The 15,638-nt window shown below is 71.7% G+C and carries 13 protein-coding genes; 3 read left to right on the forward strand and 10 right to left on the reverse strand.

All coding sequences use genetic code 11. The annotated features are described in order from the left end of the window. Window positions 1–95 precede the first annotated feature (95 nt). Complete coding sequence (locus QSK36_RS34540) at window positions 96–968, forward strand: sigma-70 family RNA polymerase sigma factor (protein ID WP_285785284.1); 873 nt, start codon at window positions 96–98, stop codon at window positions 966–968. A 100-nt stretch (window positions 969–1,068) separates the two neighbouring features. On the opposite strand, the gene QSK36_RS34545 is transcribed toward QSK36_RS34540, so the two are convergent. Genes QSK36_RS34545 through QSK36_RS34565 form a run of 5 tightly spaced genes read right to left on the reverse strand, consistent with a single transcriptional unit; the run spans window position 1,069 to window position 6,288 of the window. Next, the gene (locus QSK36_RS34545; protein WP_285785285.1) at window positions 1,069–2,052 is read right to left on the reverse strand and encodes a PDR/VanB family oxidoreductase; all 984 of its coding nucleotides are present in this window, start codon (window positions 2,050–2,052) and stop codon (window positions 1,069–1,071) included. Window positions 2,053–2,089: 37 nt separating this feature from the next. After that, the gene (locus tag QSK36_RS34550) at window positions 2,090–2,311 is read right to left on the reverse strand and encodes a hypothetical protein (RefSeq protein WP_285785286.1); all 222 of its coding nucleotides are present in this window, start codon (window positions 2,309–2,311) and stop codon (window positions 2,090–2,092) included. Continuing rightward, window positions 2,308–3,384 carry a Rieske 2Fe-2S domain-containing protein gene (locus tag QSK36_RS34555; protein ID WP_285785287.1) on the reverse strand — a complete coding sequence of 359 codons (1,077 nt, stop codon included), beginning with the start codon at window positions 3,382–3,384 and terminating at the stop codon, window positions 2,308–2,310. Before QSK36_RS34555 ends, QSK36_RS34550 begins: the two co-directional genes overlap by 4 nt. 3 nt (window positions 3,385–3,387) lie before the next feature. Then, on the reverse strand, window positions 3,388–4,923 hold the full coding sequence (locus tag QSK36_RS34560) for an acyl-CoA synthetase (protein WP_285785288.1): 1,536 nt from the start codon (window positions 4,921–4,923) through the stop codon (window positions 3,388–3,390). A gap of 15 nt (window positions 4,924–4,938) precedes the next feature. Next, window positions 4,939–6,288, reverse strand: a complete 1,350-nt coding sequence (locus QSK36_RS34565; protein WP_285785289.1) for an MFS transporter — start codon at window positions 6,286–6,288, stop codon at window positions 4,939–4,941. A 309-nt stretch (window positions 6,289–6,597) separates the two neighbouring features. On the opposite strand from QSK36_RS34565, the gene QSK36_RS34570 reads away from it, so the two are divergent. Then, window positions 6,598–7,449, forward strand: coding sequence for an SDR family NAD(P)-dependent oxidoreductase (locus QSK36_RS34570; protein WP_183533003.1), 852 nt, complete (start codon window positions 6,598–6,600; stop codon window positions 7,447–7,449). A gap of 32 nt (window positions 7,450–7,481) precedes the next feature. Beyond that, the gene (locus QSK36_RS34575) at window positions 7,482–8,378 is read left to right on the forward strand and encodes an RNA polymerase sigma-70 factor (protein ID WP_285785290.1); all 897 of its coding nucleotides are present in this window, start codon (window positions 7,482–7,484) and stop codon (window positions 8,376–8,378) included. 69 nt (window positions 8,379–8,447) lie between these two features. On the opposite strand, the gene QSK36_RS34580 is transcribed toward QSK36_RS34575, so the two are convergent. The 5 genes from QSK36_RS34580 to speB form a co-directional block, all read right to left on the reverse strand. Further along, window positions 8,448–10,997: a CehA/McbA family metallohydrolase gene (locus tag QSK36_RS34580; protein ID WP_285785291.1), complete on the reverse strand. Its 2,550-nt coding sequence runs from the start codon at window positions 10,995–10,997 to the stop codon at window positions 8,448–8,450. Continuing rightward, window positions 10,990–12,480, reverse strand: a complete 1,491-nt coding sequence (locus tag QSK36_RS34585) for an APC family permease (RefSeq protein WP_285785292.1) — start codon at window positions 12,478–12,480, stop codon at window positions 10,990–10,992. The genes QSK36_RS34580 and QSK36_RS34585 overlap by 8 nt, the downstream gene beginning before the upstream one ends. A 73-nt stretch (window positions 12,481–12,553) precedes the next feature. Next, the gene (locus QSK36_RS34590; protein WP_285785293.1) at window positions 12,554–12,934 is read right to left on the reverse strand and encodes a cupin domain-containing protein; all 381 of its coding nucleotides are present in this window, start codon (window positions 12,932–12,934) and stop codon (window positions 12,554–12,556) included. Next, window positions 12,931–14,580 carry a N,N-dimethylformamidase beta subunit family domain-containing protein gene (locus QSK36_RS34595; protein WP_285785294.1) on the reverse strand — a complete coding sequence of 550 codons (1,650 nt, stop codon included), beginning with the start codon at window positions 14,578–14,580 and terminating at the stop codon, window positions 12,931–12,933. Before QSK36_RS34595 ends, QSK36_RS34590 begins: the two co-directional genes overlap by 4 nt. Continuing rightward, entirely contained in the window at window positions 14,577–15,524 is a 948-nt protein-coding gene (speB, locus tag QSK36_RS34600) for an agmatinase (RefSeq protein ID WP_285785295.1), read from the reverse strand. Before speB ends, QSK36_RS34595 begins: the two co-directional genes overlap by 4 nt. Window positions 15,525–15,638 lie beyond the last annotated feature (114 nt).

Here is a 15,638-nt window from a genome sequence, read left to right on the forward strand (position 1 = left end):
CGGCAGGCCGGGCATCCGGACCGGGCCCGGATGTCACATCGGCGTGCTTTCGCCGGTCATTTGGTATGACAGGCGGCGACGGAGGAATGTGACACATGGGCGAGCAGGACTGGCTGAGCGAGCGGTTCGCCGAGCACCAGGGCCGATTGCAAGCGGTGGCCTACCGGATGCTCGGCTCGCCCAGTGAAGCCGAGGATGCGGTGCAGGAGGCCTGGCTGCGGGCCGGCCGCGCCGACACCGGCCAGGTGGAGAATCCGGCCGGGTGGCTGACCACCGTCGTCGCCCGGGTCTGCCTCAACATGCTCGAGGCACGCCGGACCCGGCCTGAGGAGTCGGCCGGGACGCTGCCGCCCGAGCCGGCCGCACCGCACGCGGGCCCCCACCCGACGACCCAGGCCGGCCCCGAGGACGAGGCGCTGCTGGCCGATTCCGTCGGTGTCGCGCTGATGGTGGTGCTGGACACGCTGACGCCCGCCGAGCGGCTCGCGTTCGTCCTGCACGACGTCTTCGCTGTGTCGTTCGACGAGATCGGCGCCATCATCGACCGCTCCCCGGCGGCGGCCAGGCAACTCGCCAGCCGGGCCCGGCGCCGGGTGCGAGGAGCGGCCGAGGCATCCGATGCCGCGCGATCCGCGGAGCGGGAAATCGTCGCCGCCTTCCTTGCCGCCTCCCGGAACGGGGATTTCGCCGCCCTGCTCGAGCTGCTCGACCCGGACGCCGTGGCCGGCGACGTCCGCGGCGCCCACGCGGTGGCGGCTTTCTTCGCCGGACGGGCTCAGGCCGCCCGGCTCGCTCTGGTCGACGGCGTTCCGGCGGCCGTCTGGTCGCACCGTGGCCGGCCGAAGGCCGTCTTCACGTTCGCCATCAGCGACGGGAAGATCACCCGCATCGCCGTCGACGCCGCCCCGGACCAGCTCCACGAACTCGACATCGTCTTCCTCGGCGCCGACGACAAGGAACGGCGGTGACTGCCGTGTAGACGCCGTCACGGCCCCGTTCGAGGTCGGCGAGCTTGTCCACCTTCCCGGAGCCGGTCGCGCCGGCAGGCGACCTCCGCTTCGGAGCGGGTCAGAGTTCGAGGACGAGGCGGTCGGACCGGGCCCGGGACACGCAGATGAACATGACGTCCCCGGCCTCGCGCTCCTCCTCCGTGAGCAGGTCGTCGCGGTGGTCGGGGACCCCGCCGAGCACCGCCGTCTCGCAGGTGCCGCAGGTGCCCTCGCGGCAGGACGACAGCACCGCGACCCCCGCCTCCTCGACCACCTCCAGGATCGAGCGGCCCTCCGGCACGGTCAGCGTCGTGCCGGTCAGGGCCAGCTCCACCTCGAAGGCGCCCTCCGCCGTGCCCTGCTCCGTGCCCTCCGCCGTGCCCGCGCCGTTCCGGGCCGCGGGCACGAAGCGTTCGACCCGCAGCGCTCCCTTCGGCCAGGAGGCGCACCGCTCCTGCGCCGCCGCCAGGAGCGGCTCGGGTCCGCAGCAGTAGACGAGGGTGTCCGCACGCGGGACGCCGAGCAGCGCGTCGAGGTCGAGCAGGCCCGTCTCGTCCTGCGGGCACAGCTCCACCCGGCCCGGGTGCTGCCGCACGAGCCGATCGGCGAACGCCATCGAGGTCCGGGTGCGCCCGCCGTACACCAGCCGCCAGTCGCACCCGCGCCGCGCCGCCTCCCCGATCATGGGCAGGATCGGGGTGATGCCGATGCCGCCGGCGACGAACAGGTAGCGCGGTGACTCGGCGAGGCCGAAGCGGTTGCGGGGACCGCGCACCCGGATCGTGTCGCCCTCGGCGAGCCGGTCGTGCACGTACGCCGAGCCGCCCCGCCCGCCGGTCTCCCGCAGCACCGCCACCTGGAAGACCGAGGGATCGCCGGGGTCGCCGCACAGCGAGTACTGCCTGACCAGTCCCGGGCCGAGCAGCAGGTCGACGTGTGCGCCCGGCGTCCAGACGGGCAGCGGGCCGCCGTCGGGACGGACGAGACGCAGGAGGACGACGCCCTCGGCGACGGGCACCTTGCCCGCCACCTTCACGTCGAGCTCCGGTTCCGTGACGGGCATGGTCGCCGAGGCTTCCTTTCTGGGAGGATGTCGCGTCTCAGACGAGCGCGGCGGCCGGGGCCGGGGAGTCCTGCGTCGCCGTGGGCGGGGGCCGGTGGCCCTCCGGGTGGCCGAGCAGCCAGTCCCACAAGGCCACCGGGTCCTCGAACTCGCGCTCCGCGCCGCAGAAGCAGGAGGCGTGCAGCCGGTCCGTCCCCGGCAGCCAGCGGATGCGGTAGACGGTGCGGCCGGCCCGCGCACCGGAGTCGTGCGCGTTCATCGAACGGCGGTCTGCGAGGGCACGGAGTCTGCCGGCACGGGGCCGGCCATCCGGGCGAGCAGGCGGCGGGCGGCCAGCCCGCCGGTGTCGATGTTCACCGACAGCTCCTGGTATCGGTCCGGCTCCGCGGCGAGGACCTGCTCCAGCGTGTTGAGCGCGGCCACGTCCTGCAGGACGACGGTGCGGTTGCTGTCCCGCAGGAAGTCGGAGACCTTCTCGTCGTCGAGCGCGAAGTCGCGCGCCACCGCCCAGAAGTCGTAGGTGGCGTTCTCCGTCGACGGGGTGATCGCGTACACGACCTCGACGTGGAAGGCGTGCGGGTCCGTGCCGTCGGCGGCGGGCGGGGGCGAGCCGACCGGGGCGACGCGGCTGTGCAGCAGATACAGGCACGGCGGGTGATACTCGATGTCCTGCCAGCGGGTGATCCGGCCCTTGATGCCGGTCGACTCGGCGTAGAAGGGCGGGCAGGCCGCGTCGTCCATGTGGCGGCTGACGTAGACGACGCCCGCGTCCTCGTCGACCTCCGTCGTGATCGGGGTCTCGGCCACCTCCGGGGTGCCGATGTACCCGCCGTGCAGGTACGTCTCGTGGGACAGGTCGAGGAGGTTGTCCACGAGCAGGCCGTACCGCGCGTTCAGCGGCTCCACCCCGCACACCGTGGCGTAGTCGGGCGAGACCAGCCAGGGAGCGCGCGGCGGCAGCGTGTCGCCCGGTTCGCGGTCGCCGATCCACACCCAGACGAACGAGTCCTGCTCCACCACGGGGTAGGTGCGCAGCCGCGCGGTACGCGGAATGCGCTGCTGCGCGGGCACGGCGACGCAGACGCCGTCCGGGCCGTAGGTGAAGCCGTGGTAGCCGCAGACCACGCGGTCGCCGACCAGATGGCTGGGCGATTCCGACAGGGGGAACCGGCGGTGCACGCAGCGGTCGGCCATCGCCACGGCCCGCCCGTCCTCGGTGCGGTAGAGCAGGATCGGCTCGTTCAGGATGGTGCGGCCGAGCTGACGCCGGCCCACCTCGTGGCCGTAGGCGGCCACATACCACTGGTTGCGCGCGAATTCGGTGACGATCACGAGTCACTCCTCGGGGCCGGCGGGCAGGGGCCGCCGGCGCAGGTCGGGTTTGCGGATCTTGCCGGAACCGGTCTTCGGCAGCGCGTCGACGACGTCGACGTAGACCGGGATCTTGTACTTCGCGAGCCGGGGGCGGAGGAAGTCGCGCACCTCGCCGGGGGTGACGGCCACGCCGGGGCGCGGCACGACGAAGGCCCGGCCGACCTCGCCCCACGTGTCGTCGGGCACCCCGACCACGGCGGCCTCCGCCACGGCCGGGTGTTCGAAGAGCACGCCCTCGACCTCCGCCGGGTAGACGTTCTCCCCGCCGGAGATGTACATGTCCTTCACCCGGTCGACGATGTAGAGGTGGCCCTCGTCGTCCAGGGTGGCGATGTCTCCGGAGTGGAACCAGCCGCCCTCGGTCAGCGCGGCGGCGGTCGCCTCCGGATCGCGCCAGTAGCCGGGGGTGACGTTAGGCCCCTGCACGAGCACCTCGCCCGGCTCGCCGGGCGCCACGGGGGTGAGGTCGGGCCGAACCACGCGTACGTTGGCGAAGAACACCGGCACCCCGGCGGAGCCCACCTTGCGCACGCTCTCGCCCGCCTCCAGGAAGGTCGCGCCCGGCGCGGTCTCGGTCATCCCGTAGCCCTGGCAGAAGACCAGGCCCCGTTCCTGGTAGGCGCGGATCAACGCGACGGGGATGGCCGCGCCCCCGGACATGAGGGTGCGCAGCGAGGACAGGTCGGCACCGGGCCACCGGGGCGACCGCGCCAACGCGGCGAACATCGCGGTGACCCCGAACATCCAGGTGACCCGGTGCCTCTCGATGAGGTCGTAACACCGGTCGACATCCCATGACGGCATGATGACCGAGATGCCGCCTTTGAGGAAGGTCGGCAGCAGGGTCTGGTTCAGGGCCGCCACGTGGAACAGCGGCGCGCTGATGAGCGTGACCTCGGTGCTCGTCACGTCCACGCCGATCATGATGTGGAAGCAGTTCCACGCCAGGTTGGCGTGGCTGAGCATGGCGCCCTTGGGCCGTCCGGTGGTGCCGGAGGTGTAGAGGATGAGGGCGATGTCGTCGAGCGCCACCGGGATGTCGATCGGCGTGGGGTCGCCCTGCGACAGCCACGTCTCGTAGTGCCGCTCCCCCTCCGCCGGTGACTCGAGCGCCACGACCGTGCGCAGACCCGGGAAGCCGGGGAGATCGCGGACCACCGTCGCGCACTCCGGCCCGTAGACGAGGACGGACGCGCCCGAGTGCTCGAGCATGTACGCGATCTCGGGCGCGGCCAGCCGGAAGTTCAGCGGGACGAAGATCCCGCCGAGCACGTGGGTGGCGAACATCGTCTCGGCGAAGGCGACGTGGTTGGGACCGAGGTAGGCGACCCGGTCCCCCGCCCGCACCCCCGCCTCACGCAGCCGCGACGCGAACCTCGTCGTCCGCTCGTGGACCTCCGCGTAGCTGAGCGGCCGGTCCGCGTAGACGAACGCGGTGCGGTCCGGGCTCATCTGGGCCCTGCGGGCCGGCCAGCCTCCCAGTCCGGCGTTGCGCATGGATGGCACTCCTCGTCAGGCGGAGGACGGTTTCGCCGTGTCGGCGACGCGACCGGACGCGGGCGCGGCGGAAGTGACCGAGGTCAGGTCCTGGCGGCTGGTCTCGCGCAGCGCCAGGACGCAGACCACGGTCAGCAGGCAGCAGGCCGCGATGATCACCGAGATCGTCGTCGTCCCGCCGCCGGTCGACGCGTCGAGCTGGGCGAACAGCAGCGGCGCGAGACCTGCCCCGAGCCCGGCGATCTGGTAGCCGAGCGAGGCTCCCGTGTAGCGGCTCCCGGTGGCGAACAGTTCGGTGTACAACGCCGCGAGCGGGCCGTACATCAGCGGGTGGATGAGCGACTGGCCGAGCACGAGCGCGAGGGCGAGCACGGCCGTGCTGCCGGAGTCCACCATCGGGAAGAGCGCGAAGCCGTACGCCGCCATGAGCACCGCGCCCACGAGCACCACCGGCCGGCGCCCGACCCGGTCGGACAGCGCCGACCAGCCGACGATGCCCAGGACGGCCAGCGCGGACGAGAGCGTGAGCGCGTTCAGCACCGCCTGCCTGGCGAAGCCGGCGCGCACGCCGTACGCGATGAGGTAGGTGGTGAGGGTGCCCTGGGCCACGAAGGCGGACAGTCCGACGCCGACCCCGAGCAGGAGGGCCTTCGGGTGGTCGCGGAACACGTCCAGCAGCGGCAGCCTCGATGCGCGTTTCCCGGCGGCCTCGAACACCGGGGTCTCCTCGACCCGCAGCCGGACGAACAGACCGACCGCCAGCAGCGCGATGCTGATCAGGAACGGCACCCGCCAGCCCCAGCTCAGGAACGCCCGCTCGTCCATGACGGCGGCCGTGCCGCTGAGCACCGCCGTGGACAGCACCATGCCGAAGGGGGCTCCGGCGTTGGTGAAGCTCGCCCACAGGCCGCGCCTGCGGGTCGCGTGCTCGGCGGACATCAGCACCGCGCCGCCCCATTCGCCGCCGACGGCGACACCCTGCAGGACCCGGAGCACGACGAGTGCGATGGGCGCGAGGCTGCCGATCTGCGCGTAGGTGGGGAGCAGGCCGATGAGGAAGCTGGCGACGCCCATCAGGGTCATGGTCAGGACGAGCATGCGCTTGCGTCCCAGCCGATCGCCGTAGTGACCGAAGATCACGCCGCCGAGCGGCCTCGCCAGGTAGCCCGTGGCGAACGTGCCGAAACTGGCGACCGTCGCGGTGACCGAGTCGAGGGAGGAGAAGAAGACCTTGTTGAAGACCACTGCCGACGCCGTGGCGTACAGCAGGAAGTCGTAGTACTCGATGACGCTGCCCAGGAAGCTGGAGGTCACCGCGCGGCGGAGCTGAAGCGGGCTGGGGGGTGCGACTGACAGGTTCGGCATGACCGAGCTCCTCGTCCGGGAGCGAGTTGAGACTCTCGCCTTCTCGTCCGGAGGTTAGGCAGATTTCTAACGGAGGTCAATACTTTGCCCAATATGCATGCGGGCAGCCCGGTCCGGGCGCACGCATGCCCGGCCCTCGGCCTCCATTCCGACCTACCCTGTCCGGTCGCGGCACCCACGGGCCACAGTCGTGCTGTGCCACGCGTGCCGGAGAGACGCAGGTCACATCCGGCGGCTGTTATATCTGCGCCGGGTTGCGTGTCTAGGGGGTGAAACAGCAGACAACCGCAGAAAGAACGGAAAGTCATCATGGGCAAGGTCTGGTTCGTCACCGGTTCGTCCCGCGGCCTGGGCCGCAACTTCGTCGAGGCCGCACTGTCTCGCGGTGACAAGGTGGCCGCGACCGCGCGGAACACCACGAGCCTCGACGAGCTGGTCGCCGCTCATGGCGAGGCGGTGCTCGCGCTCGAACTGGACGTGACCGACAAGGCGGCCGTCTTCGAGGGCGTGAAGCGGGCCAAGGAGCACTTCGGCCGTCTCGACGTCGTCGTGAACAACGCCGGCTACGCCCAGATCGGCGCGATCGAGGAACTGACCGAGCAGCACCTGCGCGACCAGTTCGAGACCAACCTGTTCGGCGCGGTGTGGGTGATCCAGGCCGCGCTGCCCTACCTGCGCGAGCAGGGCGCGGGACACGTCATCCAGATGTCCTCGGCCGCCGGGCTCATCGCGATGCCGCTGGGCGGTGCGTACCAGGCCTCCAAGTGGGCCCTGGAAGCCCTGAACGAGACCCTCGCCCACGAGGTCGCCGGCTTCGGCGTCAAGGTGACGGTGATCGAGCCCGCCGGCTTCGCCACCAGGTCCGGCAAGAACCCCGATCCGCTCGACAACGGCCACGTGGCCGAGGCCGACCCGGCCTACGACGGCCTCCGCCGGCGCCTCGCCGAAATCACGGGAAAGCAGCCCGCCGGCGATCCGGCCGCCGCGGCCCGGGCACTTCTCAAGATCGTCGACTCCGACAACCCGCCCCTGCGGGTGCTCTTCGGCCAGGGCTTCTACCCGATGCTCCGGCAGGTCTACGCCGACCGGCTCAAGACCTGGGCCGACTGGCAGGACCTTTCGAGGGAGGCTCATGGAAAGCTCGACCAGGAAGATCGGTGACAGGGCCGGTCGCGGAGGAGAAGAACCGAGACATGAGCGGCCATGCCGGCAACCCGGCGACCGAGACTTTCCTCGCCCACCGCAACCTGCTTTTCACCGTCGCGTACGAGATGCTCGGATCGGCGGCCGACGCCGAAGACGTCCTCCAGGAGACCTGGCTGCGTTGGGTCAAGGCCGACGTGGAGCAGGTGCACGACCAGCGTGCCTACCTGATTCGAATGACCACCCGCCAGTCCCTCAACCGCCTGCGCAGCATGAAGCACCGCAAGGAGGCGTATTTCGGCCCCTGGCTGCCCGAGCCGCTGCTCACCGCGCCGGACGCGGCCGAGGACGTCGAACTCGCCGAGAGTCTGTCGATGGCGCTCATGCTCGTCCTCGAGACGCTGTCGCCGACCGAGCGCGCCGTCTTCGTGCTGCGCGAGGCCTTCGACGTCGGCTACGACGAGATCGCGACCGCCGTCGGCAAGAGCCCCGCGGCCGTCCGCCAGATCGCCTACCGCGCCCGGCGGCATGTCGACGCCCGCCGACCCCGCGAGGCCATCTCCTCACGTGAGACCCGGGCGGCCCTGGAGGCGTTCCGGCGCGCGCTCGAAGCCGGCGACCTGCAGGGCCTGCTTGACGTGCTCGCTCCCGAGGTCGTCTTGGTGAGCGACGGCGGCGGCGTCAAGCAGGCAGCACCGCGGCCCGTCATCAGCGCCGGCAAGGTGGCCCGCTTCATCGTCGGCGGCATCGGCAAGGCCGAAGTCACGCTCAACGCTCAGCCCACGATGGTCAACGGCGGCCCGGCGCTCATCCTCCGGGTGGACGGCGAGATCGACGGCGTCGTAGCGATCCGGGTCGAGGACGCCCGTATCACCGGCCTCTACTACGTCCGCAACCCGCAGAAACTGACCCGGATCGGATTCGAGACCCCGCTCACCCTGCGGTGAACGCCGGTGGCCGAACAGCCGTGGGCCGACCGGGCGGCAGCCGTACGGGATCGCGCCGGCGGCGCACGATCAGGTTGCGGCCCGGCGCTCCCGCAGCAGTTCGCGGGCCTGCAGGAACGGCGCCCGCAGGAAGGCCAGGTGATCCTCCTGCCCGTGCCGATGGCAGACCTGGCCGGGCCACAGACGCCGGCTGCGCTCGTCGATGTAGGCGAGGGAGCCGTCGACGAGGTTCAGCATGTGGTCGACCGTGGCCGCGTCGAACCGGGCGTACTCCTCGCCCGTCCGCAGGTAGACCGGAGACGTGTGCGCCATGATCGGCCTGGCCCACACGTCGTGGTGGCGGGCGACGCCGGCGCCCGGCCCGTAGCAACGCGCGGCGATCCAGCTGTCCTCGGTCACGGGCACGTCCGCGGTCAGTTCGAGCGTGCGGCCGGGAGTGTCGATCCGGCGCTCGGCGACGACGTGGCCGTTGACCACGATCTCGAGCCGGTCGACGTCGAAGATCGATTGAACGCGGGCCTCGACGCGTACGGTGCCGCTCGCGGGCACGCGGGCGTCCTCGCCCGGCCGGCGGCCGTCCACGCCGAGCCACAGGAGCGGCCCGCTGGTGACGAAGGTCGCGCCCTCCCGGACGGCCCGGCACCAGGCCCAGTAGTCGAACTCCTCGTCCGCAGGCACGTGCGCGTACGTGCGGATGAGGCCGATCGGCACCTCGCTGCTCATCTTGTCCGTGCCGCCCACCAGGGTGATCCGGTAGCCGGCGTCGAGGTAGCGGTAGTACTCCTGGATGTTGTAGGGGTCGTAGGCGATCATCTCGACGGCGTCGAGCCTGCCGGTGGCGAGCAGGGCCGCGGCCTCGCCGTTGGGCACGGGGAAGTGCGCCAGCACGACGGTGCCGCCCTGCTCGTGGCATTCGTCGGCCCAGTGGGACAGCGTGGTCTCCAGGCCGCCGCCGAGTTCCGACTCCTCGGCGCCGCCGGTGCACCACGGCATGATCGGGCGGCGCAGGCCGAGCAGGTTGATGTGGCCGAGCATGCCGCTGCGGTTCTCCTGACCGGCGAACACGTGCGTGTGCCCGTCGTGGGAGGTGTGCGGGTGCCCGGTGAACTCCTCGGTGCCGGTGAACAGGTGCCCCCACTGGCTGAGCAGCAGGTTGGTGACCCGGACGTCCTCGCCGCGGGCCTCCAGCTCCGCGCCGAGTGTCGAGACGAAGTGCACGTGGGTGTCGCCGCTGTACCAGCCGTCGGCGGCCAGGTCCGTCACCCTGGCCAGCGTCAGCTCGAGCTCGGTCTGGCCCGGCCGGATGGTGACGGTGGTGTGCAGCGGCTCGTACTCGAACCCGCGAGCCGCCTCGACCGTGACCTCGCCCAGCGGCAGCCAGCCCTCGCAGGTGCCGTCGATGTAGGAGTAGGTCGTGGTGCCGAGGCGGACGTCGCCGCCGATGTCGAGGTTCCAGGTGTTGCCGTCGGAGTTGATGTGCCCGTGATGCCCGTGCGGCGGGTAGGGCACCCCGTCGGCGGAACGGAAGTGGATGCGGCACGGGACCGGCTCACCGGTCGCCGCGTCCCTGACCGTGGTGCGCACCCAGGCCCGCCCGGCGTCGGGGACGCGCCAGGTGACCCCGCCGTCGCTGTGCCGCCCGGCGGTGAGCAGTTCCCCCCATCCGCAGGCGCTGATCACCGCCTCCCCGCGGGTGAGCGTCAGCCGCGCCGACGGGGTGGCGGCGACGCGTACGTAGCCCTGGTGATGCTCCCCCACCGGGGTCCCCCAGGCCGGCGTGTCCCCCGCGGCCGCCTCGCCGGAGCCCACCGTGCGGTAGACGTAGGTCGCCGATCCCCTGTCGACGGTCACCGCCAGGTCCTCCGAGATCGGCCCCACCGGCGGGTCGAGGTCGAGCAGGACGTCGCGCCACACAGTACGCCCGAAAGGGTCCTCGTCGAGCTCGCTGGTGGTCAGCGCGCCGACGAGGATGGCCGGGCCCGCCGAGTGGATCTCCAGGGCGCGGACCGTCGCGCCCGGGCGGGGGTTGCGGCAGGGCCACAGGTAGAACCGGTAGGGCAGGACGTACGGCGACCGGGCCTGCGGGTCGTCGATGTCGACGAACCGGGCCCCGGCGGCGTCGAAACGCCCGTGGGTGCGCGGCATGAGCCGGTGCTGGGCGTCGGGGACGGCCAGGAACGGGGTCTGCCCCCAGTCGAGCGGAATGGCGCGGTCGCTCCACAGCCGAGGCGTGGGCCCGATCTCCAGGCGCTGGCGCACCGGCAGCCGCTCGGTGGTCCCGTCGTCGTAGACGAGCGTGTAGTGCCCGCAGAGCTGACCGGCCATCTGCCCGTCGAACAGGTCCGGGGACTCCAGGGCGTGGGCGACCACCATCCACGTGAACGCGCGGTCCACCGGCACGGTGACCGCCGCCGGGTCGGGCCCGCCCACGCGCAGCAGGGCCGCGCCCGCGTTCCCTTCGTCGCCGAACAGGAACGGCAGGCCGTAGAGCGTACGCGGCCCGAGCGGACAGGAGTCGCCGTCGTCGAGGACCGAACGCGGCGCGTTCAGCACGCCGGCCAGGTCGAGCGGCAGGTAGCCCCGGCAGCCGCCGGGCGATGACGTGTCGTGATCAGGCATTTCCGATGGCGGGCTCTCTCCGCCCCGCGGGCGGTTCGTCGACGGACGTCTGGGCCAGCCCGGCGTAGAGCCGGGGTGCGCGGGCCCGCAGATACAGGGCCCTGGTCACGCCGGCGACGACGGCGGCCACGCCGAGACCGACGATCAGGATGTTGGTGGTGGTACCGGCGCCGGTCAGCAGCGGCAGGTTGCTCAGGACGAGGAAGAGCACCACGGCCAGGGCGGCGAAGCTGAGCCCGGGAGCGATCGTGGTGCGGAAGATCCCTGCCTCGGGCGCCTGCCGGCGCAGGAAGCGGATGATCGCCAGGGAGCAGAACGCCCACAGGCAGATGATCCCCAGGAACCCGAGCGCGCTGCCCCACAGCAGCAGCCCCAGGTAGGGGTCGATCCCGAAGACCGCGAACACGACGACGGCCACCGCCGCCAGCACGGTCTGCACGAGGCCGGCCGCCAAGGGGGCCTTGGTCCGCGGGTGGGTGCGGCCGAGCGCGCGCGGCAGCAGACCCTCGCGGCCCATCGCGTAGAAGTAGCGGTTGGCCGCGTTGTGCAGCGCGAGCAGCGCGGCGAACGCGCTGGTCAGCAGCAGGATGTGCATCACCTCGGTGATCGGGGCGGGCACATACCTGTCGAAGACGGCGACGACGAGGTTGACCGGGTCGGCCTCGGCCGCGGGCCCGATCTTGTCGACGCCGTAGGCCATCACGATGACCCAGGTGATGAAGGCGTAGAACACGGCGATGAACCCGACCGCGATGTACGTCGCCCGGCGGACCGTACGGATGCCGCCCCGCGCCTCCTCGCTGAAGATCGCGGTGGCCTCGAAGCCCATGAACGCCCCGGCGACCAGGGCGAACATCGCCCCGTTGCCCGGGTCGAAGACCCTGCCGGGCGCGAACGACTCGGCGGACCAGTCCCCGGCGCCGCCCTTCGCCAGGACGTAGACCGCGAGCACGACGAGCACGACCGTCTCCAGCACCAGCAGGGTCCCGAGGATCCGCGCACTGGTGTGGATGCCCCGATATCCGAGCCACCCCACGAAGATCAGGCCGACGATCGCGAACACCCACCACGGCACGTCACGGTGAAAGTAGTTCTTGAACGTCTCGTTGGCGTACACACCGAGCGCGCCGTACGTGCTGATCTGCAGGGCGTTGTAGCCGACGACGGCGAGCATCGCCGCGCCCGAGCCCGCCGGCTTGCCCAGGCCGCGCGAGATGGTGGCGTAGAACGCTCCCGCGTTGCGGACGTAGCGGCTCATGGTCATGAAACCGACGGCGAACAGCGCCATGACCACCCCGGCGACCAGGTAGCCGCCGGGGACGGCGGCGCCGCCCTTGAGGAAGTGCAGGGGGGCGACCGCGACGATGAGCGTCAGCGGGGCCAGCGCGGCCAGGACCGTGAAGACGAGATCCTTGGTCCCCATGGCGTTGCTGGCCAGGGAGTCGGGCGCGTTCGCGGAGCTCCCGGGGGGATGACCTGGCATGGTGTGTGTGCTCCTTACTGCGGGTCGGCTCGGGGCTGGAGGCAGGTGGGGCCCGAAGGCAGGAAAGGGGAGCTCAGCGGCTGACCGCGACGAAGACCTTCTCGCTCGGTTCCAGGGTGATCCAGTCGCCGCGGAAGCCCTGCGGGATGTGGAACGACTCCCCCGGGCCGAACTCCTTGCGCCGCCCGGACTCGTCCTGTACGGCGACGCGGCCCTTGAGGACGAAGCAGATCTCGTCATAGGGCCAGGAGTCGAACCGCACGGCACCGGGCTCGCCCCTCCAGAAACCGCCGGTGAACGCGCTCGCGCCGCCGCCGAAGACGCGGAACTCCGCCTCCGTCCACTCGGCGGACAGCAGATGGTAGTCGCTCAGCGGAGGCACGAAGCGCTCGCCGTTCTCCGCCGTGATCGCGCGGACGGCGTCGATGCCCGCCGGGGTCTGCCGGTCGTTCACGACGCCACCCCCTGGTGTTCGAAGCGACCGCGCAGACCGAAGCGGCGCAGGACGTTGTGGGTGATGCGCTCGACGAAGGGGTCGCCGAGGCTGAGCACGTGGGACCACTCCGTGGTGCCGCCGTTGAAGACCTCTCCGTCGCCGCGGGTGAACGCCGCGATCATCCCGGCGCCCCGCATCTCGCCCTCGTGCACGTAGCCGGGCAGGTCGTCGCCGAGGTCCGCGTTGTAGTTGTAGACCTCTTCCTCCGGCCCGCCGATCGGCACCCGGCCGCCGAAGCGGTCCTCCTCCCCGCGTACGGCCGGGGCGAGAGCCAGGATCTCCAGCGTCTCCGGGGCGCCGTCCTCGAACGTGGGGTACGGCAGGCCGCGCCGGAAGGTGTACTCGACCGAGTCGAGCTCGAAGGCCGCCAAGAAGTACGGAGGCCCGCCGAGCAGGTCGCCGTAGTAGAGGTCGGTCCCCTCGAACGCCCAGTGGTGCGGCCGGTAGACCGTGAAGCCTCCCGACGAGCGGGGAGTGGCGACGCCGTAGCGGTTGTAGATCCCGCCGAGGCCGTTGAGCCCGATGGTGGTGGCGCCCGGCCGTCCGACCGACTTCGCCTCCCACACCGTGGTGGCCAGGTGCGGCGTCTCGGCCGCCTCGGGGTCGAGCGACGGCAGCCGGTAGCAGTACTGCGTGGTCCCGTCGTCGCTGAGCCGCACCTGCCACTGGTAGTTGCCGCCGAACCTGGCCAGGTTGCCGCCGGCGTCCACGAACGCGTCGACCGTGTCGCGCATCCGCCACGACCAGTACTCGTCGTGCCCGGCGACGACGGCGCAGGAGTAGCCGTCCAGCGCGTGGGGGTCGAAGTGCAGGTCGTGCTGGGTCAGGTAGTCGATCTCGTAGCCGTTGCGCTCGGCCCACACCACGAAGTGCCGCTCGTAGGTCGCCCAGAACGCGTCGGCGTGGTGGCGGCTGTATCCGAACAGGCGCGCCCACTCGTACGAGGGGTAGCGGGGAGCGCCGTTGATCGGCAGCGTGCCGGGGTTGGCCTCCCGAGGCGCGCCCGCCGGCTTGCGGATCATGCCCCGCGCGATCGGGCGCTGCGTCGAGGCCAGCGGCGACCCGTTGTCGGAACGCGGGTCGTCGCCCAGGCCGCGGTAGTGGTTCGCGCCGCCCCAGTCGTTGTAGGCCAGCATCGTGCCCGTGGTCAGCACGAGCGCGGCGGGGGAACGTCGCCCGGCCGGCGCCTTGACCACGAAGAAGTGCTCGCGCTCCCACAGTTCGCCCGACGGCGTGACCGCGCGCATGGTGACGATGTAGAAGCCGCTCCGCCAGTCGTCCGGGATCTCCAGCTCCAGCCCCACCGGCCAGCCGCAACCGACCGCGTGGGCGTCGGCCGGCGCCTCGAACCGGCCCGCCGACAGCCCGTCGCGCGACCAGACGACGCGCGGCTCCAGCCCGTCGCGGACCACCTCGAGGTCGAAGGACGGGACGCTCGCGCTGAGATGGAAGCGGACGGTCTCCCCCGGGAAGTATGAGAACCGGTCGGTGTAGCACCACACCTCGGCCGCGCCGGGCGTGCCGAAGGCACGCTCGGAGGGCCAGCCCTTCGGGGACCATGCGAAGGCGGCGGGGAGCCCCTTCGTCGCGTTCGTGTCGCTCACTTCTCCTCCTTGAGTGCGAGCAGGCCGATCAGGTCGTAGGCCACATGGGAGGCCGCGACGGAGGTGATCTCGGCGTGGTCGTAGGCGGGCGCGACCTCCACGACGTCGGCCCCGACCAGATCGGCGCCGGCGAGGCCGCGCAGGATCTCCAGCAGTTCCCGGCTCGTCAGCCCCCCGGCCTCGGGAGTGCCGGTGCCGGGCGCGTGCGCCGGGTCGAGCACGTCGATGTCGATCGAGAGGTAGAGCGGGCGGCCCCCGATCCGCTGCCGCAGCGCGTCGGCGACCTCGTCCACGCCGCGGCGCATCACGTCGGCGCTGGTCACGATGCCGAAACCCAGCCGGCGGTCGTCGTCGAGGTCCTTCTTGCCGTACAGCGGGCCGCGGGTGCCGACGTGGCACACCGCCTCGGTGTCGAGGATGCCCTCCTCGACCGCCCGGCGAAACGGCGTGCCGTGGGTGTACTCGGCCCCGAAGTAGGTGTCCCAGGTGTCGAGATGCGCGTCGAAGTGCAGCAGCGCGACCGGGCCGTGCCGCCGGGCGGCCGCCCGCAGCAGCGGCAGCGCGATCGTGTGGTCGCCGCCGATCGTGACCAGCCGGGTGCCGCCCTCCGTCAGCCCGGAGGCGGCCTCCTCGACGGTCTCGACCGCCTCGCGGATGTCGAACGGGTTGCACGCGATGTCGCCCGCGTCCGCCACCTGCATCTCGGCGAACGGCGAGACGTCCAGGCCCGGGTGGTACGGCCGGAGCAGGCGGCTGGCCTCGCGGACGGCCGAGGGGCCGAACCGGGCGCCGGGGCGGTAGGAGACCCCGCTGTCGAACGGCACGCCCACCACCGCCACATCGGCGTGCCCGACCTCGTCCAGCCGCGGCAGCCGCGCGAAGGTGGCCGGTCCGGCGAATCGCGGAACCCGTGAGGAATCGACGGGCCCCCGGGGCACGCTCATACCTGATCCTTTCTCTCCGCCGCGAAGCCCCAGGTCAGGGGCCTATGGATCGGCAAGTCTGCACGCAACCGGACTAAACCGGCAATTGGTGCAACAACGGAGAGTCAGGGGCAG

It is taken from the genome of Microbispora sp. NBRC 16548, assembly GCF_030268985.1.
Lineage (GTDB): Bacteria > Actinomycetota > Actinomycetes > Streptosporangiales > Streptosporangiaceae > Microbispora > Microbispora catharanthi.